At 46.2% G+C, this 26,243-nt stretch carries 25 protein-coding genes; 10 read left to right on the top strand and 15 right to left on the bottom strand.

The annotated features are described in order from the left end of the window. Nucleotides 1–2 precede the first annotated feature (2 nt). Genes ACAN55_RS01930 through ACAN55_RS01920 form a run of 3 tightly spaced genes read left to right on the top strand, consistent with a single transcriptional unit; the run spans nt 3 to nt 2,069 of the window. Nucleotides 3–824, top strand: coding sequence for an ABC transporter permease (locus ACAN55_RS01930; RefSeq protein WP_379127272.1), 822 nt, complete (start codon nt 3–5; stop codon nt 822–824). Next, the gene (locus ACAN55_RS01925; protein ID WP_379127269.1) at nt 817–1,536 is read left to right on the top strand and encodes an ABC transporter ATP-binding protein; all 720 of its coding nucleotides are present in this window, start codon (nt 817–819) and stop codon (nt 1,534–1,536) included. The genes ACAN55_RS01930 and ACAN55_RS01925 overlap by 8 nt, the downstream gene beginning before the upstream one ends. Continuing rightward, the gene (locus ACAN55_RS01920) at nt 1,533–2,069 is read left to right on the top strand and encodes a redoxin domain-containing protein (RefSeq protein ID WP_379127267.1); all 537 of its coding nucleotides are present in this window, start codon (nt 1,533–1,535) and stop codon (nt 2,067–2,069) included. The genes ACAN55_RS01925 and ACAN55_RS01920 overlap by 4 nt, the downstream gene beginning before the upstream one ends. Before the next feature lie 685 nt (nt 2,070–2,754). On the opposite strand, the gene ACAN55_RS01915 is transcribed toward ACAN55_RS01920, so the two are convergent. Next, complete coding sequence (locus ACAN55_RS01915) at nt 2,755–3,720, bottom strand: NAD(P)H-dependent flavin oxidoreductase (RefSeq protein WP_379127264.1); 966 nt, start codon at nt 3,718–3,720, stop codon at nt 2,755–2,757. A 255-nt stretch (nt 3,721–3,975) separates the two neighbouring features. Here ACAN55_RS01915 and ACAN55_RS01910 point away from each other — a divergent pair, with 255 nt between their 5' ends. After that, entirely contained in the window at nt 3,976–4,932 is a 957-nt protein-coding gene (locus ACAN55_RS01910) for a sigma-70 family RNA polymerase sigma factor (protein WP_379127261.1), read from the top strand. A 75-nt stretch (nt 4,933–5,007) separates the two neighbouring features. Then, nucleotides 5,008–5,433 carry an SRPBCC family protein gene (locus ACAN55_RS01905; protein WP_379127258.1) on the top strand — a complete coding sequence of 142 codons (426 nt, stop codon included), beginning with the start codon at nt 5,008–5,010 and terminating at the stop codon, nt 5,431–5,433. A gap of 78 nt (nt 5,434–5,511) precedes the next feature. Here ACAN55_RS01905 and ACAN55_RS01900 read toward each other — a convergent pair whose 3' ends face one another. Beyond that, nucleotides 5,512–5,928: a VOC family protein gene (locus tag ACAN55_RS01900; protein ID WP_379127256.1), complete on the bottom strand. Its 417-nt coding sequence runs from the start codon at nt 5,926–5,928 to the stop codon at nt 5,512–5,514. A gap of 610 nt (nt 5,929–6,538) precedes the next feature. On the opposite strand from ACAN55_RS01900, the gene ACAN55_RS01895 reads away from it, so the two are divergent. The 3 genes from ACAN55_RS01895 (at nt 6,539) to ACAN55_RS01885 (ending at nt 8,736) form a co-directional block, all read left to right on the top strand. Beyond that, nucleotides 6,539–7,060, top strand: coding sequence for a hypothetical protein (locus tag ACAN55_RS01895; RefSeq protein WP_379127253.1), 522 nt, complete (start codon nt 6,539–6,541; stop codon nt 7,058–7,060). 288 nt (nt 7,061–7,348) lie between these two features. Continuing rightward, a complete protein-coding gene (locus tag ACAN55_RS01890) occupies nt 7,349–7,909 on the top strand; it encodes a dihydrofolate reductase family protein (RefSeq protein ID WP_379127250.1) in 561 nt (186 codons plus the stop codon). 281 nt (nt 7,910–8,190) lie between these two features. Further along, nucleotides 8,191–8,736, top strand: a complete 546-nt coding sequence (locus ACAN55_RS01885; protein WP_379127247.1) for a hypothetical protein — start codon at nt 8,191–8,193, stop codon at nt 8,734–8,736. A gap of 138 nt (nt 8,737–8,874) precedes the next feature. Here ACAN55_RS01885 and xerS read toward each other — a convergent pair whose 3' ends face one another. The 7 genes from xerS to ACAN55_RS01850 all read right to left on the bottom strand — a co-directional run bounded on the left by xerS (nt 8,875) and on the right by ACAN55_RS01850 (nt 18,005). Then, nucleotides 8,875–9,945 carry a tyrosine recombinase XerS gene (xerS, locus tag ACAN55_RS01880; RefSeq protein WP_379127244.1) on the bottom strand — a complete coding sequence of 357 codons (1,071 nt, stop codon included), beginning with the start codon at nt 9,943–9,945 and terminating at the stop codon, nt 8,875–8,877. A gap of 182 nt (nt 9,946–10,127) precedes the next feature. Continuing rightward, on the bottom strand, nt 10,128–13,589 hold the full coding sequence (locus tag ACAN55_RS01875; RefSeq protein ID WP_379127241.1) for a discoidin domain-containing protein: 3,462 nt from the start codon (nt 13,587–13,589) through the stop codon (nt 10,128–10,130). A gap of 286 nt (nt 13,590–13,875) precedes the next feature. Continuing rightward, entirely contained in the window at nt 13,876–14,694 is an 819-nt protein-coding gene (locus tag ACAN55_RS01870) for a hypothetical protein (protein WP_379127238.1), read from the bottom strand. Between the two features lie 183 nt (nt 14,695–14,877). After that, nucleotides 14,878–15,996 (bottom strand): phosphodiester glycosidase family protein, encoded by a 1,119-nt coding sequence (locus tag ACAN55_RS01865; RefSeq protein WP_379127235.1) that lies wholly within the window; start codon nt 15,994–15,996, stop codon nt 14,878–14,880. A gap of 352 nt (nt 15,997–16,348) precedes the next feature. After that, nucleotides 16,349–16,831: a DMT family transporter gene (locus ACAN55_RS01860; protein ID WP_379127232.1), complete on the bottom strand. Its 483-nt coding sequence runs from the start codon at nt 16,829–16,831 to the stop codon at nt 16,349–16,351. Between the two features lie 13 nt (nt 16,832–16,844). Continuing rightward, nucleotides 16,845–17,543 carry a Crp/Fnr family transcriptional regulator gene (locus ACAN55_RS01855; protein ID WP_379127229.1) on the bottom strand — a complete coding sequence of 233 codons (699 nt, stop codon included), beginning with the start codon at nt 17,541–17,543 and terminating at the stop codon, nt 16,845–16,847. Nucleotides 17,544–17,579: 36 nt separating this feature from the next. Beyond that, the gene (locus ACAN55_RS01850) at nt 17,580–18,005 is read right to left on the bottom strand and encodes a DMT family transporter (RefSeq protein ID WP_379127227.1); all 426 of its coding nucleotides are present in this window, start codon (nt 18,003–18,005) and stop codon (nt 17,580–17,582) included. Nucleotides 18,006–18,185: 180 nt separating this feature from the next. Between ACAN55_RS01850 and ACAN55_RS01845 the strand changes: the two genes are divergently transcribed. Continuing rightward, a complete protein-coding gene (locus ACAN55_RS01845; RefSeq protein ID WP_379127224.1) occupies nt 18,186–19,070 on the top strand; it encodes a copper amine oxidase N-terminal domain-containing protein in 885 nt (294 codons plus the stop codon). 92 nt (nt 19,071–19,162) lie between these two features. Here the strand turns inward: ACAN55_RS01845 and ACAN55_RS01840 are convergent, their stop codons facing one another. Genes ACAN55_RS01840 through ACAN55_RS01825 form a run of 4 tightly spaced genes read right to left on the bottom strand, consistent with a single transcriptional unit; the run spans nt 19,163 to nt 23,287 of the window. Beyond that, nucleotides 19,163–20,179 carry a Gfo/Idh/MocA family protein gene (locus ACAN55_RS01840; protein WP_379127222.1) on the bottom strand — a complete coding sequence of 339 codons (1,017 nt, stop codon included), beginning with the start codon at nt 20,177–20,179 and terminating at the stop codon, nt 19,163–19,165. A 33-nt stretch (nt 20,180–20,212) separates the two neighbouring features. Then, nucleotides 20,213–21,301 carry a Gfo/Idh/MocA family protein gene (locus ACAN55_RS01835; protein WP_379127220.1) on the bottom strand — a complete coding sequence of 363 codons (1,089 nt, stop codon included), beginning with the start codon at nt 21,299–21,301 and terminating at the stop codon, nt 20,213–20,215. Beyond that, nucleotides 21,298–22,074, bottom strand: coding sequence for a sugar phosphate isomerase/epimerase family protein (locus tag ACAN55_RS01830; RefSeq protein WP_379127217.1), 777 nt, complete (start codon nt 22,072–22,074; stop codon nt 21,298–21,300). Before ACAN55_RS01830 ends, ACAN55_RS01835 begins: the two co-directional genes overlap by 4 nt. Nucleotides 22,075–22,123: 49 nt before the next feature. Next, complete coding sequence (locus ACAN55_RS01825; protein ID WP_379127214.1) at nt 22,124–23,287, bottom strand: Gfo/Idh/MocA family protein; 1,164 nt, start codon at nt 23,285–23,287, stop codon at nt 22,124–22,126. Nucleotides 23,288–23,457: 170 nt separating this feature from the next. Between ACAN55_RS01825 and ACAN55_RS01820 the strand changes: the two genes are divergently transcribed. Beyond that, nucleotides 23,458–24,282, top strand: a complete 825-nt coding sequence (locus ACAN55_RS01820; RefSeq protein WP_379127211.1) for a helix-turn-helix domain-containing protein — start codon at nt 23,458–23,460, stop codon at nt 24,280–24,282. A 112-nt stretch (nt 24,283–24,394) separates the two neighbouring features. On the opposite strand, the gene ACAN55_RS01815 is transcribed toward ACAN55_RS01820, so the two are convergent. Further along, nucleotides 24,395–25,072 (bottom strand): ABC transporter ATP-binding protein, encoded by a 678-nt coding sequence (locus ACAN55_RS01815; RefSeq protein ID WP_379127208.1) that lies wholly within the window; start codon nt 25,070–25,072, stop codon nt 24,395–24,397. After that, complete coding sequence (locus tag ACAN55_RS01810; RefSeq protein WP_379127205.1) at nt 25,069–26,196, bottom strand: ABC transporter permease; 1,128 nt, start codon at nt 26,194–26,196, stop codon at nt 25,069–25,071. The genes ACAN55_RS01815 and ACAN55_RS01810 overlap by 4 nt, the downstream gene beginning before the upstream one ends. Between the last annotated feature and the right edge of the window lie 47 nt (nt 26,197–26,243).

Below are 26,243 nucleotides of genomic sequence, written 5' to 3'. Positions count from 1 at the left end.
CTATGGATGACATGCTGCAAGTGGCCCGCCGAGAATTTAAAATGGGGTTCCGTAATCCATGGGCGTATTCTTTTATGGGCCTATTCTGCACGTTCAGTCTGGGCCTTCTGCTGATTAATTCACAAAATGCAGTTGAAGGCTATACAGCCGTCACAGGTTCCATGTTAAGCCTGATTCTGTACTTGCTTCCACTCATGACTTTGTTTCTGGGTTCTTTCTCGTTAACCTCGGAAAAAGAAGATGGCAGTTGGCAATTGTTATCGACCTACCCGACAGGTACGCTGTCATTTATTCTAGGTAAGTATATGGGACTGACTGCCGTACTACTCATCATTGTGGCTATTGGCTATGGGCTGATGGGAGTGATTAGCGGATTAGTCGGGATAGCCTTTGATTCCACCACCTACTTCCTTTTTTTGGCGTTTTCCTCCGGACTTGTTGTGTTATTTTTGACGATCGCTTTGTTTATTGGCTCATTATCCCGCAACCGCTGGCAAGCATTGACTATATCTGTTGCTGTTTGGTTTTTTGCAGTCATTGGCTGGCCGACCTTTCTGATCGCGGGTCTAGGTTTAATGCCGTATCTCTGGATAAAGCCATTGCTAGTGGTCTTCACGATACTCAACCCGGCGGAACTAGTGCGTCTATTCGTTGTGATTAAGCTAGGTGGAGGGTCTGTATTAGGACCTGAGTATTATCAGTGGGTAGAATGGATTGGAAGATCCAACGGTAGCCTGTTGTTTCTGGGAGTTTGTCTGATCTGGATACTAATTTCGATCCTGTTCGTGTATTGGATATGGGAAAGGGGACGTGTCCGTGGATAGCCCATTAATAAGTGTGCAAGATATTTCCAAGATTATAAAGAATCAGACCTTAGTGGAGGACATCAGCTTTCAAGCTCCCGGAGGCAGCATACTTGCACTTTGTGGCGGCAATGGGGCTGGCAAAAGCACTGTTCTGCGCCTGATTGCCGGTATTCTCCAGCCGACGGCGGGTGAAATAACTGTGAGCGGCCTTAAATGGAGCAAGTCGCGCAAGCAATTCTCAAGACAGATTGGATATATGCCAGATGATTATCAATTCAGCCAAGGTTTAACGGCAGGGGAGGCTTTGAATTTTTGGGCGGCGCTTCGCAAGGTGCCCAAGCGGAAATCCAGAGTCGAAGAGGTCCTTGCCATTGTAGGACTCGAGGATAAACAGAATGTTCTGGTCAACACGTTCTCCAAAGGAATGCGTCAGCGTGTTTTGTTTGCCCAAGCGCTACTGGCCAAACCACCGCTGTTAATTATGGATGAACCAACAAACGGGCTTGATCCCTTCTGGATGAATGAATTTGTTCAACTTCTTCAAGGGATAAGAAAAGAAGGACATACCATAATTTTCTCAACACATCAATTGGAGATTGCTGATCAAATTGCCGATCAGATTGTTTTTCTCAGCCAGGGAAGAAATGTGGGTTTAGGTAAGACGGAAGATTTCCGGACTAAATTCGGTTCTCTATATGCGGCATTTCACCATAGTTTGGGTCTGATATGAAGATACGCCGGAGGGTTGCCTGGCTGGTTGTTATCGTGGTTGTTGTATCTAGCGTGATTGTGGTATGGGAATCTGTTCGTAATCCACATAAAACTCTATCCGGGAGAATTCAAGTGGGAGCGACCGCTCCTGATTTCGCTGCTACCACTGTGAATGGTGAAAAGGTTCGCTTGTCCGACTACAAGGGGAAAAAGATTCTGCTCAACTTCTGGGCATCCTGGTGCAAGCCATGCGTGCAGGAAATGCCACTGTTGAATGAAATTCACTTGGCCTCGGGATCTCAAGTAGAGACTTTGTTCATCAATGTTGGAGAATCCAAAGGGACAGTATTGGAATATCTGAAGGATCACCAGTTTTCGTTTCCTGCTTCTATCGATGTTACCGGAAAAATATCTACAGCATTTGGTGTTACTGCACTTCCCGCTACTTTTATTATTAATGAAGAGGGAAGCATCAGAAATATTATTCTGGGTGAGATAGATGATTTCACCCTGTTGCAGCAATGGTTGAAGGAAGCCGGGATAAATAAATAATAAACTGACCAGGGTAAGTATCACGAAAGGAGATTACGCAATGCGGAAAATAATGTATTGTTTAATGATTGTATGCATCATGGCTATGGTGGCTGGTTGCAGTCTAAGCACGAACAACAATGGCGAACATGTTGGACATGAGGGCCACGAAGGACATGAGGATCACCAAAATCAATAGTCTAATTAGTGGTTCAAAACCAATTTAATGATAGAATTTCTATAGTTCTTTCCTGTTTAGTGCAAGGAACTTATTGGTGAAGAATGACTTGAGAAAGTTGGGATCTCACCGCTTCATGTTCTGCAAATGACGACCCTTAAGGGTTTGAGTTTCTGAGGCGACTCAATGAAATGGGCACTTTAGAAACAGGTAAGAATGCCGATATCGTGCTTTTGAATGCATATCCCTTAGCGAGTGTTCAAAACCTTCACAACATTGACACGTCATACGCGCAGGTTCTTGTCACGGCAAGGAAGAACTGAATTCTATTAAAGAAAGTGCATTAATGAATGAACTGCTAATAGAAGCAGAGAATTAATCAATGGCATCCATTTTCCGATCCATTCACCTTTACCAATAGGTAGGGGATAAAGAGATATACAATGCGGTTGTACCTCAATAAAAACCACTTACGCTCGGAAATCCAAGCTTAAGTGGTTAGTCGTGCTTTTATGACTTGTTACAACTTTAAGTAATCGGGTTCAATGCCCCTTGATACTCATTCATTAAATTGTCCATTATCTGCTGTACGGACAAAATCTCTTTAATCTCATGAACTCTTGATCCAGCAAAAACCAAACCGTTCTTCACATCTCCTCTAAGGGAAGTAAGCAGGGATTCCATGGTGCAGAAGCGATGTGAACAAACCTTTAGACAATCATAGCATTTGACTATCTTTAATTTGGCATCATCACTGATCCGGTCCGTAAATTCATTGCGAATCGCTCTACCTTCTAGACCTACCGTAGACTTGATGAGCACAGTATCTCCTTGCTGAGCATCTACATACTTTTGCTTGAAGGCTAAGGGAGCATCACACTCATGGCTAGCCACGAAACGGGTACCCATTTGAACACCCGATGCGCCCATCTGAAGGGCTTTGGCGATATCGTCCCCTGTCAGAATTCCACCCGCAGCAATAACCGGAATCGAAACGGCCTCTAAGACTTCAGGAAGAATATCAAACATGGATCTATCTGTACCTAAATGTCCCCCAGCTTCGAATCCTTCCACAACGACTGCAGAAGCACCAAGTCTTTCGGAAATTCTGGCTAATTTAGCGGATGAAACGATAGTTACCACAGGAGTACCATATTCTTTACCCCAAGCATAAATATCTCTGGAAATTCCGGCTCCGGAAATAATAAAGTCAACCTTTTCTTCCAAAGCAACCTTCATTTTTTCGGCAAAATCCTTTACTGCGAAGAGTACATTCACACCGATATGGCCCATCCCTTTAGAGAGTTCTCTTGTTTTGCGAATATGCATTCTCAGCTCTTCGGAAGTGATCCCTGTACCTGAGATGGTACCGATCCCACCTGCATTAGCTACAGCAGCCGCTAGTCCACTTAAGGATATGCCTACACCCATTCCACCTTGAATAACAGGAACTCTCGACTTAATATGTCCGAATTGGATGGTTGGAAGTTTCAATTACGCACCTCTTTCGCAAGTTGTTGACATTTTTAAAACTCTCTAGAGTAATAAGATACATCGTAACACAGTTAAATTTTTTCCGGATGTGACTGTAAACATGCTTGAACTATGTTAAATATCATGTGCTTACTGTAAAGGCAAGGGTGAAGGTAAGTTGACTGGAGCAACAGAAATATTTGAGGCTGTCCGCTTCATTGCATATAATGAAGGTACCCCCTCCGGGGAGATCTTTAAGGGAGGCCGCGATGCGCGATGAACGAGACCGCATTTGACGAACTATTATTTGTAAGCTTGAAGCCGGGGTTAACCTCGTTCTGTTACCGAATGCTAGGCTCCATGGACGATGCGGACGATGCCGTTCAGGAGACGAGTATTCGGGTCTGGCAGAGCTGGAGCACGTTCAGACAGGATTCCTCGTTCAAAACTTGGGTCTATCGGATTGCCTCCAACCTGTGCTTGGACAAGCTGAGACAATCCAAACGCCGCGTGCTTCCCGTTGACCTGTTCGACCCGGCCGTCGCCATCGTCGAGCCACGCGACACGCTACCGGACTCTGCCTGGATCTGGCCGTCTCCCGACTTTGGGGGCAATCCGGAGGATCGACTCGTCCGCAGAGATACCCTTCGACTGTGCTTCATCGCGCTCCTGCAGACCTTGCCTCCACGGCAGCGCGCGGTACTCATTTTGAAGGATGTATTTGAATGGTCCTCCAAGCAGATCGCGGAAACATTGGCGATGTCGCCGGCAGCGGTGAACAGCGCCTTGCAAAGAGCCCGAGAGACGATGGAACGTGCGCAGCTTCGCTCGGAAGAGCTCAGCAGTATGGACGTTCAACCGGAGCAGCAACTGCTGGCCCGGTATGTAGAGGCCTTCGAGCAATTCGATATTGATGCGCTCGTCGAGTTGTTTCACGAGGAAGGCTGCATGTCAATGCCGCCCTTCGAGATGTGGATCCGCGGCAAGGAAGATTTATCCGCCTTCTATTCGCTTACTCGCTGGCATTGCGAAGGTTCGCGATTTGTGCCCATTACGGTGAACGGCGGTTATCCGGCGTTGGCCCAGTATATGCCGGGCAAAGAGGGCTCTGGCCTGGTACCGTGGGGCATCCATGTTATCGAAACCAAAGAAAATCAAATCCTGCACGTTCAAAACTTCATTCATACGCCATTATTTACGCGATTTGGGCTGCCTGAGCGAATGGACCAATGAATTTCGTCTTTGGCATACGTCTATATCAATGAGAATAACTAAACAACGAATATCAGAGAGAGGTGTCTATTTAAAATGGAAACGAATGAACCGACGAAAGTAACTGTGCAAGCCGTGATTCAGGCCCCTGTCGAGAAGATATGGCGTTATTGGACCGAGCCGGATCACCTCACAAAGTGGAATCAAGCTTCCGAGGACTGGCATACACCGAGAGCCGAAAACGATCTGCGGGTCGGCGGCAAGTTTCTGACACGAATGGAAGCGAAGGATGGCAGCATGGGCTTTGATTTTGGCGGCGTTTACGATGTCGTGAATCAGCATGAGGCGATCGGCTACACCATGGAAGACGGAAGAAGAGTGGATATTGCTTTCGTCGATCAAGTGAATGAGACGAAGGTCGTTGAAACGTTCGACGCGGAAAGCTCCAATCCCGTCGAGTTCCAGCAAGCAGGCTGGCAAGCGATCATGGACAATTTCAAAACCTATACCGAACAAAACTAATCATCGCGAAAAAGACGCCGGGGAAAATATCCGGCGTCCTTTTTTTGAACCCTAATACGAGCGTACTCTCCGTTAGCCTTAACCTTGTGCCGCATCCATGCCCATGTAGTTAATAGCCCACAGATGGCCATCCAAGTCCACGAAGCCCCAGTGATACATGAACCCATGATCTTCAGGTTCAGCGTGCAATTTCCCGCCCAAAGAGACCGCAGTATTCACGATTTCATCGACCTTTTCCCGGCTCTCAAAGGCCAATGCGATCGTCAGCTGCGCGTACTTACTCGTATCGACGGATTCCTTCTCCGTGAGCGTATTAAAGAATGTTTGATCGATCAGCATGACCTGCAGGTTGTCGCCGATCACGATGGCTACCGAAATCTCGTTCTCGGGGTATTGCGTGTTGAGCTCGAATCCGAGTCCGGTGAAGAACACTTTCGATTGTTCTACGTTTTTTACAGGCAGGTTTAAGCTCGTGAATGCGGACGTTAATGCCATTCTCACAACACCTCTTTGTCAAATTAGTTTGTGTTCATTTATGCCTTCGTTTATATAGACGACAGCCCATCCGGAAATTCATCGGTCTCATGGATTCGGAAGCATAAATTTTGATAAATAACTTGCTTCGTTTGAATATATCACAATTAAAGGGTGGGGTTCGAGTGACGGAATGAGGAACAGTATGGAAATTAATAATAAAAACGAAGTGCAAAAGAAAAGTTCGGAACCTTCGTCATTTCAGTATTAGGTTAAATGTCTGTTTCATGCTTACAATTCTTCTGTTCTCTTCACTAATCGTACGTTTGCTTATCTAAAGTTCGTCAAGGGTCCGAGCCTCTTGGAACGCCAGACAAGCATGATCACGAAGGGCGTATCCGTCCAAAGAGCCGTTAAAGTGATAAATATAAAACGACGTGTTAATAAATCAACAAAAATATAAGAGGACAAGAACGTATATTCATTGATACTAAAGTCATAAACGAAGTACAGGGGACAAATGGGGAGGGGGCTATCGCCCAAGCTAACGCCAGCTTACTACATATACATAAAAAGAAGCATCATATGAAAATGCAAAAACGAATGTATATTCAGAAAGAGGATGAAGCATATGGCGAAGATCCCCAACTTTCCCCAAAGGCTTATGGATGAGCATGCCCAATGGCATATGAGCCATATGAATCGGGACGTGCGTCCGGGCGATGGTATTTCGTTCCTTCGGTTTCATCGAAGTTTTTTGAGAAAAGCCCTGCGGTGGTATAAGTCCCAAGGGCTCGATCTCCAAAGAGTGACGCCATGGTCCCGGATCCCATCGGCTGTCAAAGCCAGCCCCGGCTGGGACAGCCAGCTGCAGGAAGCCGAGGATCGTATCGTGGAGCGTCTGGGCTCGTTCAAGTCCTCGGATGAACTGGGCCGGTTCCTGCTGACGTCTTCGCTCCACGACTCCATTCATGTCCTCGGCTCGGAGGTTTACGGTGACCCAGATTTCGGAGTCATCCTTAGATCTCCTCGAAGCACCCTGTTCTATCGCTGGCATGGCCTGATCGAACGATGGTGGAGGAAGTACCAGCAGTTGAACAAGAGCAAAAAGATAAAAACCAAGAAGACAAAGGCCAAGAAGCCCGCTCGATGAGCGGGCTTCTTGGCCCTTTTAGCGGGCAGTGCGCATTGTCACTAAGAAGATCGGGCCGGACGGGAGTGTGATAGACATGAATACTTTATCATCGTTGGGAAATCTCGTCCGAACATCGATTGAGTCTTTAAGCTAACTAGAGTTCTAGACTGAAAAATAAAGTGATAGACTAAGCAAATAAAGTTGTATACTGAGAAATAATGTATTTTCTTAGTGCTAAGAAATTCTGAGTACTGCCGTCACTGTCATTTGGGGACGAGGGACTTATAATTGGAGGGAGGTATAGAAGTGTCTAAACTGATCTACGCTACTAACGTATCTTTGGACGGTTACACTGAGGACGAGCAAGGCAATTTAGGGTGGGGGATCTCCGATGACGAGACGTATGCGTTCTGGTCTGACTTCCAGCGGACGATTGGCACCTACTTATACGGACGTCGAATGTACGAGATGATGGTGTACTGGGAGACGGCGAACGCCGGCGGCGACCAACCGGAAGTAAAGCAGGAATTCGCGCAGATCTGGCGAGCGGCTGAGAAGATCGTATATTCCCGTACGCTTCAAGCGGTGTCAAGCGCCAAGACTAAGATCGAGCGCGAATTCGATTCTGATGCGATTCGGAGGCTTAAGGAGTCTTCAGGAGCCGACATTACTATTGGCGGTCCCGAGCTTGCTGGGCAGGCGATGAGCGCAGGACTGATCGACGAGTGTCATCTGCTTGTTAATCCGATTATCTTGGGTGGAGGAAAGCGAGCATTTCCGGACAACCTCAGCATGCGGCTCGAGCTGCTCGGTGAGCGCCGCTTCCGAAGCGGCGTTGTTCATCTTCACTACCGCGTGATCGTCTGACCGCGACGCTAGAGTGAAATTCACGAGATACGCTTTCGGGCTTACTATAATCAAGTTACGAAGCCGTGTTCAGTGACACAAAAGTTGGTCAGAGATAACGATCGCAAATGCAGCGAACCAAGCTTATAATAAAGCATTGGCCAATGGTGTCACAAATGGTAATTACACAACAAGTGTATTTGGCGAGAACATTACAGTAAACCTAACTGAAGGAGGATTTAGTTCAGCGTGGGGTGATTATAAATTAAAATTATCCGATTTTGGATATTAGGAGGTATCTAATGTTTCAAATAGAATATGAAATACTTGACTGTGAAATTAAACGGATATCAATAGTAAATGATTTGTATGAGTTTGAGAATGACTTAAACACTATCGTTGGACAAATTCAACTTAAGTTTAATGGTAGAGAAGAAGGTTTTGTCGATAGAGATATACCATATGAAGGTGAATTTTTAATCACTTGGGTTCAATTGTTGAATGAAGCCATAGTCTATTTAAAAGAATACGGTTTTGCTACGATATTCAAACCTGATTCAGATAATATATGGTTTGAATTTGCATTACATGATAATATTGTTGAGGTCTCTAAGATTAGAGCAGAAAAACAAAAGCTTGTGCCCAATATGATTGAAAAAGTACCACATGCACAAAGCGAATTTTTCTGGAGCGAATTTGTTACAATAGAAGAGTTCTATGAGACAATATTAACTGTTTCTGAAAAACTTCTAAAGCATATAGGGTCTATAAATAAATTAATATTAGATTCACGTGAACTGATTAAACTTAAAGAGAAACTTAACGATATAAAGAAAATTCAGTTTTAATATATTTAACAATGTGATAAAGAGACTGATTTCTTCGATATGTACATATGTACAAAATACGGGTTTTGTGAACAAGTATTAAAGAAACCGCATAATGCTGCGGATTTAGCTTTGTTATTTATGTGTTTTAGACTGATCTCACTTATCCATATTATTCACGGCTTTACGCATCTCTTCATCCGTTAAATGCGTGTAGATCATTGTAGTTTGAATTGATGAATGCCCTAGTTGATTCTTCAGCCTCGGGACGTCGTTGTTCTCCTGGTGGTAACGTGTTGCGAATGAGTGTCTAAGCGAATGAACGGTTAATGATGGCTTCCCAAAGGCTTTGGCGTACTTTTCAAGCAATTTCTCTATGGATCTTGGTGTTAATCTCCGGCTGATGCCTTTACGGCCAATTGGCGCTGCTATGAACAAAAAAGTCTCTTTTTTATCCGGTACATACCTGATTTCCCTAATCTGCAGATACGCCTCCAGATCCATTAATGCCTGCTTGCTGAAATACACATATTGTTCCTTGTTTCCCTTACGGATCACTCGCACTAAACCTTTGTTCATATCCAAGTCTTCCAGGTTTATGCCGGCGGCTTCGGATAACCGCAACCCAGATCCAAGGATCAGAGAAACTATTGCCGTATCACGCTCCCGGTTAAACTGATGGAACCGATAGATTCTCGCATTCTCTTTATGAATTTCACCGTAATCGTGGGCAATAAATAATCGAAATGCTTCGAAATCGTCTTCTCTGAGGATTTTGCCTTCGATGCGGTTAGCGATCGTTTCCTGCGTTTCTTTAACCGGGTTAAAATCCATCTTGGCCATCACATTACGCTTAATATACGGCTGCAGCTCGTCGGTTTCGGCTTTATTCTGCAGATAGTCAAATAAGGACTTCAAGGATGATAGTTTACGGTTGATCGTAAGCCTCGAATTACCCAACTGATACTCCAGGAATGACAGGAAATTCTCCACATCACGAATGGTAAGTTTCTCGAGAACTTGTAATTCAATTTCTTTACGTTCACCAATCACGAAATTCTCCGCCACCAGCCAATCCATAAAGATAATGTAATCGTGGCAGTAATTCAACAACGTTGTTAGTGAGAGCTTGCGTTTGCGGCTGTCGATAAATTCAGTGACGTACCACGGGAGATCAGTTAGTTTCTCATCAATACGTTGTATGTATTGGGATCTCATCTGTTTGTCCATAATTTGGCGACCTCCTTAATTTCAGAATATCTTATCGTTATTTATTCGTCAAATTATTATTTTACGTAATTATAATATTTATGGGTGACCTTCGATTTTGGCACTTCCCCGACTTAATATGAAGCAAATCCCATATAGAAAAAATTAAAAAAGGAGTTCCGAAGAACTCCCTCTTATCGCCCCTAATTAATGATGAGGCTAAATCCGCTTTGAATATAATTAATATTCGGATTGGCGATGTTACTGGTGACCAGATTGTGGAATGTGGCCGATCCATTGCCGGTGTACGTATAAATCGCCGAACCCTGATGCGGTCCGGAGAACCGTGAAGTGGTTACCCCATCCAATCCTGTTCCATTAATATTAATGTTGTTAAATACGATGTTCTCGAAGCCTCCACCGTATCCGAATTGGATCGCATCGCGCTGAGTATTGATGATATCGATGTTTGTGAAGGTTACATTCTTGATCGTGTCGTTGGATGCCTCCAGATCAATTGCACCACGCTCGCCGCCATAAAGGTCTTTACTGGTACCGCTGTTAATGATGGTTGTATCGGAGAACACAACCCCGGTATTATTCTGGAAATGATAACCTGGGAACACGGTATTCATACGTATGCCGGAACCACCAACGGTATCGATAATATAGTTGTGATCCGCTTTGTGGCCGCTGCCTCCGAAGAAGGCAATGCCTCCAGCACGCCAGTTGTTCTCGATCGTATTATACGAGAAGGTATTGTTCACACCAGCAGGCGCTCCATTAGTGTTGCTGGTCCATACTGCGAGACCGTCATCACCATTGTTACGGATATTGCTGTTGCGTACTGTTGAATTGCTGGTACCTTGGGAGAAGTTAATGCCATCTGCAAGGTTATTCCGGATACGGCTGTTCTCTACAACCAATCCATCAGCATAGATGGCCGGAACATGTGCATAGTCCCCTACCCACATACCGCATTCAAAATGCTCTACCCATACGTCATGAATAACGGAATTGGTACCGAAGTTATCCATAAATCCTTTGTAGATCGCATTTTGTCCATACCGGGAGCGCAGATTCGAGTTCATATATACATTACTGAAATCAAGCTTCCCTGAAATACGGAGCGAGATACCGCCACCTGCTGCATTTGGGTTCGTAAACTGGATGTTTGTATACCAGAAACCCGCGCCTGTAATAGTCATATTGTTAATCATATTGCTGGACGAACCGATCTCCCACATGCTGCTGAGGTTGAATGTTCCTTCCGGAATGTACAGGGTTTTACCACCGGCTACAGCCGCAGTAACGGCAGCTTTGAATGCTGCGAGGTCATCTTGACCGTCATTGGCCACTGCGCCGTGATCTGTTACGGAGACTGAGTTGGCAGGACGTGCGATTGCTGCTGGAAGCGGTTCGATTTCAAGGAAATCAACGCCGTATTCGTTGCTGTCGCCATTATTTTTCTGAATCCGGATCGTATCTCCTGGTTGAAGAGCTGTATCCATCTTAAAGTGTACTTCATCGAACCGGAAAAGCGGACGACCCGCACTAGGCGCATCCCCAGGCATATCACCCGAGAAGTACTGCCAGCTGAAATAGGATGTCAACGAAACGGTTTTGACTTTAACGCCATTAACATACACGTCAAGGGAACCGTTAAGTCCCATGCCATCTGCTGAGTCAGGCATTGTAAATCTCATTGTTACGCCCGCGCCGCCTTGGCCTGATCTAACTGTCCACTGCGCGTAGGATCCGTTCGAAGGAAGCGCAATGTAGCGTTGTCCTGAGGCTTCTGATGCAGTCAATGCTTGATCGAAGGTTGGAGCAGTCTTAAGCACTGCTGCTCCGCCACGAGTGGCATCGTCGGTGTCATAACGGCTGTATGGCACACTTGCACCACGCAATGCATATACAACGAGGTTAGCTGTGTTCACGTTATTGGCTTGTTTCGTAGCCACTTCATTGGTATCTACTGCAACGGTAGTCGTTACGGTATAGTTACCGTTGACTGCCGTCCAGGTTCCCGGAATGGACACATTAACAGATGTTCCTGCAGCTAAAGCGCCGCTGTACGAACCGTTAAAGGTCTGAAGCGTGGTACCTGCAGAATTCTTAAGAACAACTGTGATTCCATGAGAACCGCTTGCTGAAGCAACCGTTCCTTGGTTTTTAAGATTTACGGTAAAAGCAACCGCATTGCCGGCAACCGGATTACTAGGTGCCCAGGTAGTTGTTCCTACTAAGTCTGAGCTAGCAACTTGGGTAACCGTTAATGAACTAGCACTGGTGAAGCTGTTATTGGATTCATTTTGCTCGATGACCGAGTTTCCTTCATCCACTTTCGCGCTTACGGTGTAGGTGCCTGCATTTTGAGCTGGAATGCTGGCAGATACCGTCGCGGATGTGCCGGCTGCCAATGCGCCTACGGAAGCGGTGCCTACCTTTGTGCTTCCCAGATAGAGGTTAACATCTGTCACTGCAGATGCACCCGTTCCATTGTTTTTAACCGTTGCACTCAGGGTAATTGCATTGGTCTCAATGGGTGCTGAAGGTGTCCAGGTTAGTCCTGTAACGATCAGATCCGGGTTCGGAGCTGGTACGCCCATAACTTGGAATTCAGCAATCTGCCCGGCTGAAGATCCCGTGTTGGACGTGATTCTCAATTGAACTGCACTGGCAGTAGCTGACAACGGAATGGTTACCGTGTTACCGCTAGCCGGGTTAAATGTATAATTTGCAGCGGATACCAGGTTGCTAAAGCTGGTTCCGTATTGATCATGTCCAAGAACTTGAATGTTCTGAGTCCGTGTCGCCCAGGCTGTATCCGGATTAAGCTTCAGGACGATGGACGAAATACTGGCATTCGCACCGAGATCCACAGTTAATGTGTTCGGATAAGAACCGCCTGCTCCCTCCCAATACGTGCTTATGTTACCGTCATTCGCATTTGTGGCAATAAATGAAAATACGGTGGAACTCGCAGTAATTGTCTTACCTACAGCAAGGTTCGAAGTGCTTGGTGGAGGCGTCGTAGTTGGTGTTGCCGTTGGTGTTGGAGTCACTGTAGATGTAGGAGTTGGTGTTACAGTCGCCGTTGGTGTCGGTGTAGGTGTGACTGTAGGAGTTGGTGTTGGTGTCGCTGTGGCTGCACCGTAAATTTCGAATTCGGATAACTGTGCAGCAGGCCAGCCCGTATTCGCGGTAACGTTCAAGCGAACGTATCTGGTACTTGTTGCAGTGAAATTGATGATAACCGAATTGCCACTAACCGCAGGATCAAACACATAGTTTGCACTGCCAACAATATTCGTGAACGTTGAACCATTCGTGCTACTTTGTACAGCTAAGGTTTGTGTCCGTGAGCCCCAGCCCGCAGGCAGTTTCAGCACAATCTGGTCAATGCTTGTATTTGCTCCTAGATCGACTTGGATCCATTGAGGGAAGGCGTTGTTCGTGCTCTCCCAGTAAGTAGCTTGGTTGTTGTCCTTTACATTATTAGGTTCATATGTTTGTGATTGTCCGCTTGATGTAATAGTTTTGCCCAGAGTCAGGTTCGGTCCACCGGCCGCTGATACAGGACCGAGTGGTCCGGCAGCCAGGAACAAGCTTGTGATCAGCATAGTCACGACCAGTGACCATACAAAATACTTGTTGCGCATTGTAATCCTCCTCTTATTGTGGGTGAAGTAATATGTGCGAATCTTCGAAAATACAAAATGATAGCGGTTTCAAATACTCGCATTGTTCTTGATTAAGCAACGCCTCCTCCTTTCAAGTGAATACACCATAATTATAGATATCCTGTAATCCAATCAAATAGGTAATTCTACGGAAATAGTATGTGATTCCATGTTTTTACTTTAATGATATATAATGATGGCTTTTGGATAACAAAAACCCGCGCTTAGCGCGGGTTTTTCATCACTGTTCTGAAGTTAGAATGTCTTACTCTGAGAACGAATATTTAGCTCCATAGGCTTCAATTTCTTTAATTGCTTTTTCCAGAATAGTTCTTCCTGCGACTACCTTTTTACGTGCTGCAGTATACTGTGTCCTATTGATCGTTGTTTTAGACAATGACGTCTTCATAAGCTGCATCCCCTCAAGCTGAAGCTTCGCACCATCCAGATACAGCTTATGAACAGCTGCCAGTTCCTCATTTTGGGGGATTATTTTCTTAAGTTCGACTACAAACTTAGTATAATTCGGGATTACAACAGTATTTAAGGAGGTAAAAGCTTGTTTGCGATTACTATTGGTGACAACTAAATATTTATTAAAGCCTTCCACTGCCTTCGTCTCGTATGGTTCAATTATTGTTATGGCATCGGCATAATCCACCAGATCATTAAGCATAGGATTTAAATCTTCTTCTGAGATCGTATCATCCACTGGTTCTTCCCCGGGATTATACACCGTGAGTGTCTCCTTGTAGGGCTCATAGCCATGACCTGCATCAATGGTTATAGTAGCAGTCCCCGGCCCCACTGCTTCAAGCTGAGAATATAACGCACCAACCGCTTTCACGCGGACCACCGATGAATCGGACGAAACGGGAAGGTAATTAAAATTCATGATTCCTTCAACCGTCCAATCTGTAATCTGCACATTAAAATCCGAAACTTCTCCTACTGTCATTGAAGTATCGAAACCACTGAAACTTACAACTGAACTAAGATTTAGGCCCGCCGCAGCGGCACTCAATGGAAAGGCAGTGACCAGCAGCATAATCGCGATAAGTATGGAATTGACTAATTTCTTCATGGATGTAAGACTCCCTCATTTCATTATGTATAAGATACACCTAATCATATAGTAAGGCTGACAACATTATCCATGAAGAAAATGGTATTTATTCTAACTTTTTATGAATGCAAAAAGCTGTTCTATAGCTAATATCAGCTAAGAACAGCCCATATTTCAGTGTAATGCTTACCCTGGAATGTATTACTTCTTCTTACCGGCATCGATCGTACTAGGGTCGAGACCTTCCCATATATTCGGAATTTCAACCTGTTCCGGGTGTTCAAACACTAAAAAAGCAGTGGGCAAATACCTCTCGCCATATTTCGATGAAGGTTTGTTGAGGATTTCATGATCCTTCACCAGAACAGTAGAAGAACCGCCATCGAGATTGGCTGCGATCACTGCACCATGTTTTAACAGGATCTGCTGAACGTCATACAGGTTCGCGCCTATGCTGTAGCTGGGCTGCCGTCCGTCGATTACGACAAAAATTATGGCTCCATCACCGCGCTGTCCCATGGCTGTTCTCGGTGCGATTCCCCATCCGTCTGCAGCATTTTTGATCAGACCTTTACCGTTAACGATGAGCCGCGGCTGAAACGTAACCGCCTCTTGCACTCCAAGCTCACTTAACTCTTCAAGCGTGTATTTACCGGCAATCATCTTCCCTTGTTTGTCCAGTCCGACGATCTGTGTCGATTCTTTCCCGCCGAGGCCGTTGTAATACAGCTTACCTTGAGAGATTACAACACCAATCGGCTTAAATCCGTTGCCTTTCCAATTAGGATCTGCGAATCCGCCTGCATTGACTCCGGCGATCGCTCCGGTTCGTTCCACCATGCTAGAGACCTTCTCCCCGGAGCCGGCCTTGTCCGGAACACCCAAACGTACCTTGGTCGGATCATTAACAATCATGACATATCCGGAATAACCAGTACCTGATACATGTTCAATCTCAACCAGAGGTTTCACGGCGGTTACCGAAGATGTATCTTCCGGGACTATCGTGTGGGTGTCCTCTTCCTCCCCCATCTCCTCAAACAAAGCATTATAGTCAGATACTCGGCTCTTTAATTCCGCTTCGCCAATGATATATTTAGCCAGGTAACGGTGTTGAGTCGTAATCAAGGTATCAGCAACCAAATAACGAAAACTCTTGGCTGAAGGGGCTAGATAGAACCAGCAGCCCCCTGCGATTAATATAAGTACGAATACCGTAAGCAATCTCGACAATGTCCGAAAGAACCCTCTTTTCTTTTTCTTCCGGCTGTTCTTCTTATTCCGTGTCGCAGATCGCTGCGGCAATGATGATGCTCCCATGACCTTATTTTCCCCCTCAAATCAACAAACTTATCTACCGCCTTATTCTAAACGAAATCCTTCGATTAAAGGTTTCAGTTTATTCAACTCTGAAGGATACAGTGATTGGATTTGTAATGGATGGTTGATTCTCCTTCTACTACTCTTAAGCATGAGGATTAGGTGCAGACACCATGATTTAACCAGATGGTCATGGGATTGTTTATGATGTGATTTCAGGCAGCCTTTCGGGGTTTCTATTCTTCGGAGTGGTCAACGGGGTATTTGCTGTGTTGTTTGCCCTTGGGTCAATAAACCAGGTGTGGATGTATCTGCTGATTACCTGGCTCTATTCCCCGGACTGCCACTATCATTAAGAAGCACGTGTGATTGTTACTGGCTCTGCTTCTGCTTGTTGTTCACGGCCGCCAAACTTAAATACCAGGATACCGCCAACGATGACCACCACGCCGATGAGCTGATTTAGTGTAAAAGGAACCTTGTCCAGGCCCAACCATCCCAGTGAATCCCACAATAAGGCAAAAGCAAGCTGTGAAGTCAGAACGATAGAGATGGCATAGGTAGGACCCAGCAGCTTCGTTCCCTGTACCAGACAGATGACAACACCCACGCCAATCATCCCGCTGAACCAATACCAGGGCTGCATCTGCTGCAGCACAAACATTCCTTTTCCCTCCAGAATCAGACCTACCATTAGAGAAGCCAGAAACCCCATTCCAAGCACCAGAGTAGTCGTAGACCAGGAGCCTGTGACTTCGTTAACTTTGGTATTGAATATATTTTGCAGGCTGACCAGTGCTCCCGCGATCATCGCCAGTATTAAACCTATTAACATACTTAATCACTCCTTATTCGTAGATATTAGTACTTGCCAGCTCCTTCAATCCCTCACGATTCTTCACAAGGATAACTCCTTTGCTGCGTTCAACCAGACCCTCCATGCTAAATCGCTGAATTACCCGGTTCAAGTGTCTGTAGCTCGTGCCAATCAGATTCGCCGTATCTCCAAGACTGAGCGTACTCAGCTGCCCTTCAAATCCACTATCGGATTCATCGAAAGTCACTGATAGCAAGTAGCTGGCGAGCCGCACCTCCACCGGATACATCAGATTGAAGCTAAGAAAGTTGGATTTGATATAGAATTTCCTCGTAATGATCTCCAGTAAAAACTGCAGCAGCGGCGGATGATTCCTCCCGTATTGGTTCAACCAGCGATAAGGAATGCCAATCATATGCACAGGTGAAACCGCCTCAACAGTATTTATCAGGTCAGTTCCCTGGATGTACTCAATATCCCCAATGACTTCAAGCGGCTTCTTAAAAGATAGAATCAACGTTTTACCTTCCGCCGAGGTCGTAAAGATCTTGATTTTCCCCTTAACCAGCAGGTACAGGATTTCCGGAGTGTCCCCCTTGGAACAGATAAGCTCCCCGACATCATAGCTGTATAGTGATAAATGCGGCATAAGATGCTCATTGAAAATAGGTTCGATTCCATGCACGCTTATATATTTCTGCAGCTGTTCTTTATCCTGTATGACTGTCATCGCCTGCAGGTCACCTCCTATATTCCATTCCATGTACTATAATTTCAGTACGACCACGCCAGCAATCATCATTCCAATACCGATAAACTGCGGGGTGCCCATCTTTCGCTTGACCACGCCGAACCAGCCCCTGATATCGATCAGGAACGTCAGGCAGAGCTGGGCAATCAGCAGTGCAGAAATGGTAAAAGTAACACCTATCGTCTGAATCGCAGTCACTTCGCTGAAAATAATGAACGCCGCCAATCCGCCACCAGTAATGTATAGCGGTTTCACCTGGGTAAACCCCTTCCAGTTCCCGTCGCGTACAAACAGTAGTATAACCAGCGCCATAATAAATCCTGTCAATTGCGTAACTGTAGCTGCCTGCCATGTACCGATATCCTGACTGATCCGGGCATTAGCCACCCCCTGCAAGGTGATGCAGGCCCCGCCTATAAACGCGTATATAATTCCCTTCATCCCAACTCTCTCCTTCACTCTTCTCTCTTCATTCATTAAAAGATATATCCGGGAATTCGTGAAGGACATATGTCCTCAATCAACATAAACATGATTTATCTAATAGGAATAACATTCTGATTTGTATAAACTGGTTCTACTAGAGATCTTTATGGTAAATCTAACTTTGGAGGAATCGTCTTGTCGAAACTCATTTATGTCATCGCATTATCAGCTGTACTAAGCACCAGTGTACTCTCACCAAGCATGGCAGCGGCAGCCACTCAGCCGGTTAAGATCACAATCGAAGGTATTGAACAGCACAGTAAAGTTGCTCCCTATAAAGTAGATGGAAGTTATATGGTACCAATGAAAGATATTTTTACAGCACTTGGTGCAACCTTTGAGTGGAATAAGGCGAATCAGCAGATTAAAGCGGTGAAAGCGGAAACGACGATCGTAATGACTATCGGCTCCAAAAAAGCTCTTTTGAACGGCAAAGAAGTTACTTTGAATTCTGCCCCTCAGGTTATTAACGGCAATACGATGGTTCCCCTGCAGTTCGTTTCTGTAGCGTTGAATTCAACAGCCGTTTTTGATAGTAAAACGAATACCATAGTTATTAAACAGAAGGCAGCGGCTCGAATTGATCCGGAAGTAGCGGCTGCGCAAAAGCTTAAAGACGAAGAAGAAATCAAGAAGATATTAACAGCTCATCTTACCTATTTAGCAAATCAAGATGCCGTTGGCTTCAGAAGTGTATTCGAGAAACCCTTTGAAACTGTGGAATTCTTGAATAAGTATTTCGCTGAAAAGGACGGAACTTATAGAGACACTATTGAAAGCTTCGGTGAAATCACAATTACAGGGAATCAAGCAACAGCAAAGTATACCAACATTCATGATATTCTGGGAACCGACAGCATGGGTAAGAAATACATTGCAGCCAGATTAAAATACAACAACATGCCTGTGGAGCTTGTCAAAGTGAATGGAGTTTGGAAGATACGTAAGTTTATATCTATAAAGGCAGAGCAGATCCCTTTGGACTCCACGCAAATGTATCAAATAGAACCAGCGAAATAATGAATCTAGACGCTGCGTATTAAAAAAGACTCCGGTATACGGGATCATCAGTGATGAACCCAAATACCGGAGTCTTTGTGTATGTTACGTATTTATTTACGATCTCGCTGCCGCGAAGAATGATAAATCTCTTTCACCAGCTTCAATGCCTTTAACCCTTCACTTCCATCAATCCAGAACTTCCGCCCGTCCATGATATGTGCATAGAAATCTTGAATCAGGCGGCTGTGGCTGGTGCCCCAATAGCTTTTACCCTTACCTGTTCCTTCAATCGGTTCGCACAGCATGATTTCGCGCCCGTCCTTCCACAGATATAGACAATCTCTACGCTGTGTTAAGGTCCCGTGCTCGAATACGAGTTCAAGCTCCACAGGAGAGTTCGCGAGATAGGCATTGGTTGCATAGAACAAACCTCTCACACCATTGTTGAAAAAGATCGCCGCATGCGCAGAATCCTCCACCTCGATCACATCCGCCAATGAATCATTTGAAACACTGCCCTGAACCGAAGCAATCTCACCACCGAACCACTGGAGCAAATCCAGCGTATGGATAGTCTGATTAATCAGAACCCCTCCGCCCTCCGTGTCCCAGCGGCCCCGCCAGCTACTTTGCCGGTAATAGGCTTCATCCCGGTGCCAGGTTACGATTCCTTTCATGCAGATCAGCTGTCCAAGTTCACCGGAAGCTATGATTTGCTTGATATGCTGGGAAGGATCGTTATAACGGTTCTGGAATACGACTCCAAGCTGACATGCACTCTGCTGAGCAGCATCAATCATCCGCTCTGCCGCACCCATTTCCGATGCGATCGGCTTCTCTGTGAGGACATGCTTGCCCGCTTGCAGGAAATCTGCTGCCATATCGGCATGAAGGTAATGGGGAGTACACAAATGTACGAGATGAATATCTGTTCTGTTCAAAAGGGTGCGGTAATCGCTGCTCCAGGAGCAGCCGTACTCATCAGCCCAATGCTCTGCCTTCGCTGCATCCAAATCGACAACTTCAAGAAGGCGCGCACCTTCTATTTCCGAGACCGCTTGGGCATGCAGAGGGAAAATGGCTCCACATCCAATAATCGCCACACCCCGTTCGTTCGTGATTGGCACAATTCATTCTTCTTTCTGCGCGAACCCCGCGCGTTATCTTAGAATATCAGGTGTAAGGTTCATCGCCTGATTCTGTGCTTTCAGGCACAATTCCGCAGCCATAAATACATGATCCTGTGTCATTGCAATCTCTGTTCGATTCAGGCAGTCCAGAATAAGCTCACCGAAGAATGGAAACCCGACGGTCCCGGCCACCTGCTCATAATGCTCACCTTGCCGGTCGACCCAGTACACATGATCTGACGTGTTCGAGCGGCCAATATCGATATACTTCCGCAGCTCGATGTACCCCTCAGTACCAAGAATCACGGTCCGTCCGTCTCCCCATGTTCCGAGTCCTTCCGGCGTGAACCAATCTACACGGAAGTATTGGGTTGCCCCATTATCACCGAGAAGCGTAGCATCTCCGAAATCTTCAAGCTCTGGATATTCGTTGTTATTATAGTTCGCAACCTTACTGTGAAGTACGGTCGCTCTTTTACAACCGGCATAGAATAGAAACTGCTCGATCTGGTGACTCCCGATATCACAGAGAATCCCGCCGTATTTCTGCCGCTGGAAGAACCAATCCGGGCGGCTGGGTGCATTCAAGCGGTGGGGTCCTGTTCCAAGCACTTGCAATACGCGTCCGATTCGCCCTTCCTGGATCAGTCGTCCGGCATACACCGCGCTTTCCGAATGCAGCCTTTCACTGAAATAGACCATGTACTTTTGCCCCGTATGGATGGTCTGCAGACGGGCGTCCTCCAGCTGCTGGAGTGTAGTAAAAGGGGTCTTATCTGTGAAATAATCCTTCCCGCTAGCCATAACTTTCAAGCCAAGTGGTCCGCGTTCTGATGGTATGGCCGCTGCTGCTACCAGGCGTACTTCCGGGTCATTCAATATTTCTTCAACAGACCGGGCAGCCATGACTCCGGGATATGTTTCTATAAATGCTTTAACCTTCACCGGATCCGGGTCATATACCCATTTCAACGTAGCTCCAGCCTCGGTTAACCCATTACACATTCCATAAATGTGTCCGTGTTCCAGGGCCATGGCTGCAAACACAAATTCTCCAGCCTGTACCACAGGCAAAGTCTTGTGTTTGGGTGCATAGTTCATGCCGTCACTTCGACTCATCGCGTAACCGCTACTTTTTGCTGCAGATACTTCAAACTTATGGCTACACTTTCAAAAGGATCCCGGCGGCATTCATCCTGTTCGACGACATACCACTCCACGCCGTTCTCCCGGCAGGCATCGATGATGCCGCTGTAGTTCATATTCCCTTCACCAATCTCGGCAAATACCGGAATCCGGTTCACAATAGCCATATCCTTCAGGTGTACGACCTGCATCCGTCCCCGCACTTTACGAATCCATTCGATGGGGTCAGCTCCAGCAGCCTGGAGCCAATATAAGTCAAGCTCAAATCCGAAAGTGGCAGGATCGGTCTCATTAAGCAGGATATCCATGCCTGTTACCCCGTCGAGACGCTCAAATTCAAAGTCATGATTATGATAAACAAACTGCAGCCCGTAATTTTCTTTCAGCCATTTTGCAATCGTAGAAGCCTGTCTTACGAAGTTGCGGTATCCTTCCTGATTCGTCCGATAGGAGTCCGGCAGCCCGCCAAGCCCGATATAAGGACAATTCCAAAGCTGGTGCTCTTTCGCAAGGCTGTCTAAATCCCCGATTAATCTAGTCCATGGCACATGCGTAGCACAGATACGAAGGCCGTATTCATCGGCATACTCCTTGACAACTTTGGGATCGATAGGACCAATTGCGGAAATTTGTACAGCCGTATATCCGATTTTTGCCAGCTTTTGAAAGGTCAATTTCAGATCTGCAGCGGTTTTGGTGTAATCTCTGAACGTATACATTTGTGCAGCAATTTGAGAGGCCTGCATAGATGATCATCTCCTGAGTAGAATTAGTGACAAGTAAATGAAGTGATTCTTAATGGGTCCCCGTAACATTCAAAGTACGGCTCTCAACTATTCTCTTCTGGTAACTGGAGGTTTGGATCTTCTCACTTAATTTCGTATAGAACAGTTCCGAATCGATCGGCAGCTCCACCCAATTATCGGTCCAAGAAGAGAGATACATCGCATTCGATAAAGTTAGACCACGAATTCCTTCTTCACCAGGGGCAAGCAGAGGTTCATCATGCAGAATAGCATTTGTGAAATTACGCAGAATCCCTTGATGCTGTTCTCCTTCGCCCTTAACTACCGGAATCTCGCATTTCCAGCACTCCGGCGCGCCGAATCCTCCGGTGAACTCCGCATTGAACTTCGGCTCAGGTGTCCGCAACCGCCAAAAGGTTAAACTCCCGTCCTCTACCACGATTTTCCCGTTATCCCCGCTGATTTCAAACCGGTTCGTGCCCGGTGCTTCCCCTGTTGTGGTTACAAATAATCCAGTCGCGCCATTCTCGTATTCTACATAAGCAGTCACATCATCTTCGACTTCGATATCCCGGTATTTGCCGAAATGGCAGAAGGCACGTATCCTCTTTGGCATAAGCCCTGTTGTCCATTGCCACAAGTCCAGCTGATGCGGGTCCTGGTTAAGCAGTACTCCGCCGCCTTCACCGGCCCAGGTTGCCCGCCAGCCGCCTGAATTATAATAGCTCTGTGATCGATACCAATTCGTAATAATCCAGTTGGTACGGCGGATTTCACCAAGTTCTCCGGACTGAATCAGTTCCCTCAATTTCTGATATAGCGGATTCGTTCTCTGGTTATACATGATGCCAAATTTACGGCCCGAAACAGCCGCCGCATCGTTCATCTCCTGCACAGCTTTGGTGTACACCCCGGCAGGCTTCTCGATCAGTACATGATAGCCATATTTGAAAGCTTCTATCGCTAGAGTTGGATGGTCATAATGCGGAGTAGAGATGAGTACAGCATCTACAGCTTTTGCAGCGAATAATTCCTCTGGAGAGTTGAACTTCTGGACCTGCTCCGGAAGATGCTCATCTGCCCATTTGAGGCATTCCTCGTTCACATCGCATACTGCTGCAAGTGTCGCCCCTTTGATATTTTCAACCAAACTTATTGCATGGCTCCTGCCCATATTACCTATTCCAATGATGCCGTATCGAACGTTCTGCACTCGCGGATCACTTCCCAATTCTTAATGTGACTGCCTTTGTATTGAGAATATACGTAATCGGGGAAAGTGAACATGACTGGAACTAAGAATCTTTTGTCATTAAATAAGATGTATTAGTTAAATGAAAGCGGTATAATAGAGTTATCACTTTAAAAGAAGGGAATGAGAGGATGAAAGAGCCGCCCAATATTCCGGGACGCCTGCTGGAGAATCTTACAATGACGGTCACTTATGCCCAGCTCACCCGTACCTTCCCGGGCTGGAACCGCAGCAATGAGACACCTTCCTTTAACCGTCTGTATTTCATTGACCAGGGTGAAGGCAAGGTAATAATTAATGGGGTTACGTATTATCCCAAACCGGGGCAACTGATGATTATGCCTGCCAGATCAACACAGACTACATTTACCTCTGCCGAGAATCCATATACCCGTTATTTCTGCCATTTTGACGCCCGGATCGGGGAATGGCCGCTGTTCCACTCGTCTAAGCTGTATTTGAGTGATGCCCCGGACCCGGATCTGGCGCGGACGGTGTTCACGGATCTGATCCGGCAGTTTCAGATTGGAGACGTGCTGTCGACATTGCGAATCCAGTCATCTCTATTAAGCCTGCTAGCTACTTGCCTGGAAGCCGGAGGGCACGCCAATTTCATGCAGGAATTTATCCAAACCAGCGACCAGGGTAAACTTGCTAACGTGCTTAACTATATTGATGAACGGCTAAATAGGCCCTTGGAAGTTGAAGAGCTTGCGGAGCTGGTTCATCTACATCCGAATTATTTTATCCCTTATTTCAAGAAATTCATGGGTGTTCCGCCGATGCACTATGTCCAGGTGAAGCGCATGGAATATGCCAAGCGTCTGCTGTCCACCTCCGACCTCAGCATTTCGGCGTTATCGGAGCAGGTAGGGATGGAACTCGCCCATTTTTCTAAATATTTTAAGAAGCTAACCGGACTTTCTCCATCCGCTTACCGAAACAGTACGAGATAACCTAACTTCACGAACAAAGCTTACTTAACCTATCCCTATTTCTCAAATCCATAAAAAAACACCCTCTGGAACTCACTCGCTCCAAAGGGTGTATTCATTTCCACTAATCCAATTATCTTTCGACCAATATACCGTCCTGCAATAGCAGCACCCGGTCACACCACTCCAGCATCCGCTCGTCATGGGTAACCATCACCGCAGCCTTGCCTTCATTGCGAACTTCATCTGCGATCATTCTAACGACTTCCTGCCCCCGTTTGAAATCCAGACTCGCTGTAGGTTCATCTGCGAACAGGATAGCCGGTTTGTTCATCCAGGCTCTGGCAATGGCCACACGCTGCTTCTCGCCACCGGACAGCTGCTCCGGATAATGGTTGCGGCGTTCCCATATATCGAGCCGTTTCAGTAAATCTGCCGCACGTGCTTTCGCTTCCTTCATATCCAGCTTAGCCAGTCTGGCGACATAGAGAAGTTGTTCTTCTACTTTCAGATATGGCAGCAGCTGTGCGCTCTGGAACATAAAGCCGATCTTGTGCAGACGGAGTGTGGTTAATTCAGCTTTATCTTTATCCGCCAATGATTCTCCATCGATAAAGATTTCACCGCTTGTCGGTGTAAGCAGAGCTCCGGCTGCAGACAAGAAGGTGCTTTTGCCAGATCCAGACGGCCCCAGAATGGCGACGAATTCGCCTTCATTGACCTGAAGATCGAGTTTATTCAATACGGATAAGGTTGTGTCCCCGTCACCATAGGTTTTGGTCACTTGCTTCATCATTAACTTCGCACTCATGCGCCAGTCCTCCCAATCGCTTCCAAAGCATCAATTTTCGCAACTCTTGCCACTGATATCAAAGAACCCAGCAAGGACATCGCAATAAACAACACACTTGTTATGAGAATGGTCGAAGGCTCCAGTTGAAACGGCATTTCATCCGGAAGCGACATATTCATGCCAAACGTGAGCAGCAGACTGATCGACAGACTGGCTATCGATAAAATCATGACCTGGCCAACGACGCTCCAGGCTAAGTAAGACATTTTTGTTCCCATAGCTTTTAAGATGCCGAATTGGCTTGTTTTTTGAATCGTAATCACATAGAAGAAGACTGCAAGTACAAACGCAGCAATGACGAACAGGAAGACAATCATCATCATCAGCGAATTCTGCTCAGCGGAATAGCCGGGAATGCTGGAAATCGCCTGTTTCTGGGTGATGACCTCTACATTACTAGAAGCCGCTTCAATTGCTGCGGTCTGGCTGTTCGAAGCATGGATGGCGATAACGTTAAAAGAGGCTGATGGTGCACCAGAATCTCCAGCATTATTCACGACAGCACCTTGCTTCATCTGCTTCCAGTCCAGCGTATTCATATAGACTACAGGTGTATGGCTGTATGAACTATCCTCTACAACCCCCGTAACCATCCAGCTCATTCCGGTTGTCTGGTCAACAATTGTACTGCCCACTGAGATTCCCTCTTGCTCCAGCTTGCGGTCGATCAGCACACCACCGGATTGGTCACTCTCAAGCCTCTTTCCCTCGGCAACCTCTGGAGCCAGAAGCCCCTTCATATCTATCGCGAAAAAGGTAATATCCGTCTTCACATCGGTATCACTAGCTATTATGGTACTCATCTGAATCCCGAGCGAAGCCGCATTCTCTTCACCCACGACCGAGCGTACCTGCTGTAAGTCGGCATCTGTCAATTGTGAGCGCCGGAAGGTCTGATCGGCATCCCCTTGAACGACAAAATAATTCGCAGGCATATTCTGGACCGCTGATATATTCGCATAGGCCAGACCTCTCGCCAGACCGGTGACGAACAGCACCAAAAAGGAAACCAGCAGCATAATGACCATAATCAGCGCGTATCTGGCCCTCGAATGCCGGATTTCCCTTAAAGCTAAAAACATACTACCACTCCTTCTAATCTGTATATGGACAGTTTAGAAGACTTAAA

Origin of the sequence: Paenibacillus oryziterrae (genome assembly GCF_042610485.1) — a bacterium.
Classification (GTDB): domain Bacteria; phylum Bacillota; class Bacilli; order Paenibacillales; family Paenibacillaceae; genus Paenibacillus_AQ.
Note: the sequence above shows the minus strand (reverse complement) of the source record. Positions and strands in the feature narration are given on the sequence as shown.

What these genes read in the sequence shown, in the direction of transcription:
- ACAN55_RS01850 (WP_379127227.1), bottom strand. Translation starts at nt 18,005, where the DNA reads ATGAAGGGAATTATATACGCGTTTATAGGCGGGGCCTGCATCACCTTG.
- ACAN55_RS01895 (WP_379127253.1), top strand. Translation starts at nt 6,539, where the DNA reads ATGGCGAAGATCCCCAACTTTCCCCAAAGGCTTATGGATGAGCATGCC.
- ACAN55_RS01860 (WP_379127232.1), bottom strand. Translation starts at nt 16,831, where the DNA reads ATGTTAATAGGTTTAATACTGGCGATGATCGCGGGAGCACTGGTCAGC.
- ACAN55_RS01885 (WP_379127247.1), top strand. Translation starts at nt 8,191, where the DNA reads ATGTTTCAAATAGAATATGAAATACTTGACTGTGAAATTAAACGGATA.
- ACAN55_RS01835 (WP_379127220.1), bottom strand. Translation starts at nt 21,301, where the DNA reads ATGAGTCGAAGTGACGGCATGAACTATGCACCCAAACACAAGACTTTG.
- ACAN55_RS01830 (WP_379127217.1), bottom strand. Translation starts at nt 22,074, where the DNA reads ATGCAGGCCTCTCAAATTGCTGCACAAATGTATACGTTCAGAGATTAC.
- ACAN55_RS01815 (WP_379127208.1), bottom strand. Translation starts at nt 25,072, where the DNA reads ATGAGTGCGAAGTTAATGATGAAGCAAGTGACCAAAACCTATGGTGAC.
- ACAN55_RS01875 (WP_379127241.1), bottom strand. Translation starts at nt 13,589, where the DNA reads ATGCGCAACAAGTATTTTGTATGGTCACTGGTCGTGACTATGCTGATC.
- ACAN55_RS01930 (WP_379127272.1), top strand. Translation starts at nt 3, where the DNA reads ATGGATGACATGCTGCAAGTGGCCCGCCGAGAATTTAAAATGGGGTTC.
- ACAN55_RS01865 (WP_379127235.1), bottom strand. Translation starts at nt 15,996, where the DNA reads ATGGGAGCATCATCATTGCCGCAGCGATCTGCGACACGGAATAAGAAG.
- ACAN55_RS01900 (WP_379127256.1), bottom strand. Translation starts at nt 5,928, where the DNA reads ATGGCATTAACGTCCGCATTCACGAGCTTAAACCTGCCTGTAAAAAAC.
- ACAN55_RS01905 (WP_379127258.1), top strand. Translation starts at nt 5,008, where the DNA reads ATGGAAACGAATGAACCGACGAAAGTAACTGTGCAAGCCGTGATTCAG.
- ACAN55_RS01820 (WP_379127211.1), top strand. Translation starts at nt 23,458, where the DNA reads ATGAAAGAGCCGCCCAATATTCCGGGACGCCTGCTGGAGAATCTTACA.
- ACAN55_RS01870 (WP_379127238.1), bottom strand. Translation starts at nt 14,694, where the DNA reads ATGAAGAAATTAGTCAATTCCATACTTATCGCGATTATGCTGCTGGTC.
- xerS (WP_379127244.1), bottom strand. Translation starts at nt 9,945, where the DNA reads ATGGACAAACAGATGAGATCCCAATACATACAACGTATTGATGAGAAA.
- ACAN55_RS01855 (WP_379127229.1), bottom strand. Translation starts at nt 17,543, where the DNA reads ATGACAGTCATACAGGATAAAGAACAGCTGCAGAAATATATAAGCGTG.
- ACAN55_RS01920 (WP_379127267.1), top strand. Translation starts at nt 1,533, where the DNA reads ATGAAGATACGCCGGAGGGTTGCCTGGCTGGTTGTTATCGTGGTTGTT.
- ACAN55_RS01910 (WP_379127261.1), top strand. Translation starts at nt 3,976, where the DNA reads ATGAACGAGACCGCATTTGACGAACTATTATTTGTAAGCTTGAAGCCG.
- ACAN55_RS01810 (WP_379127205.1), bottom strand. Translation starts at nt 26,196, where the DNA reads ATGTTTTTAGCTTTAAGGGAAATCCGGCATTCGAGGGCCAGATACGCG.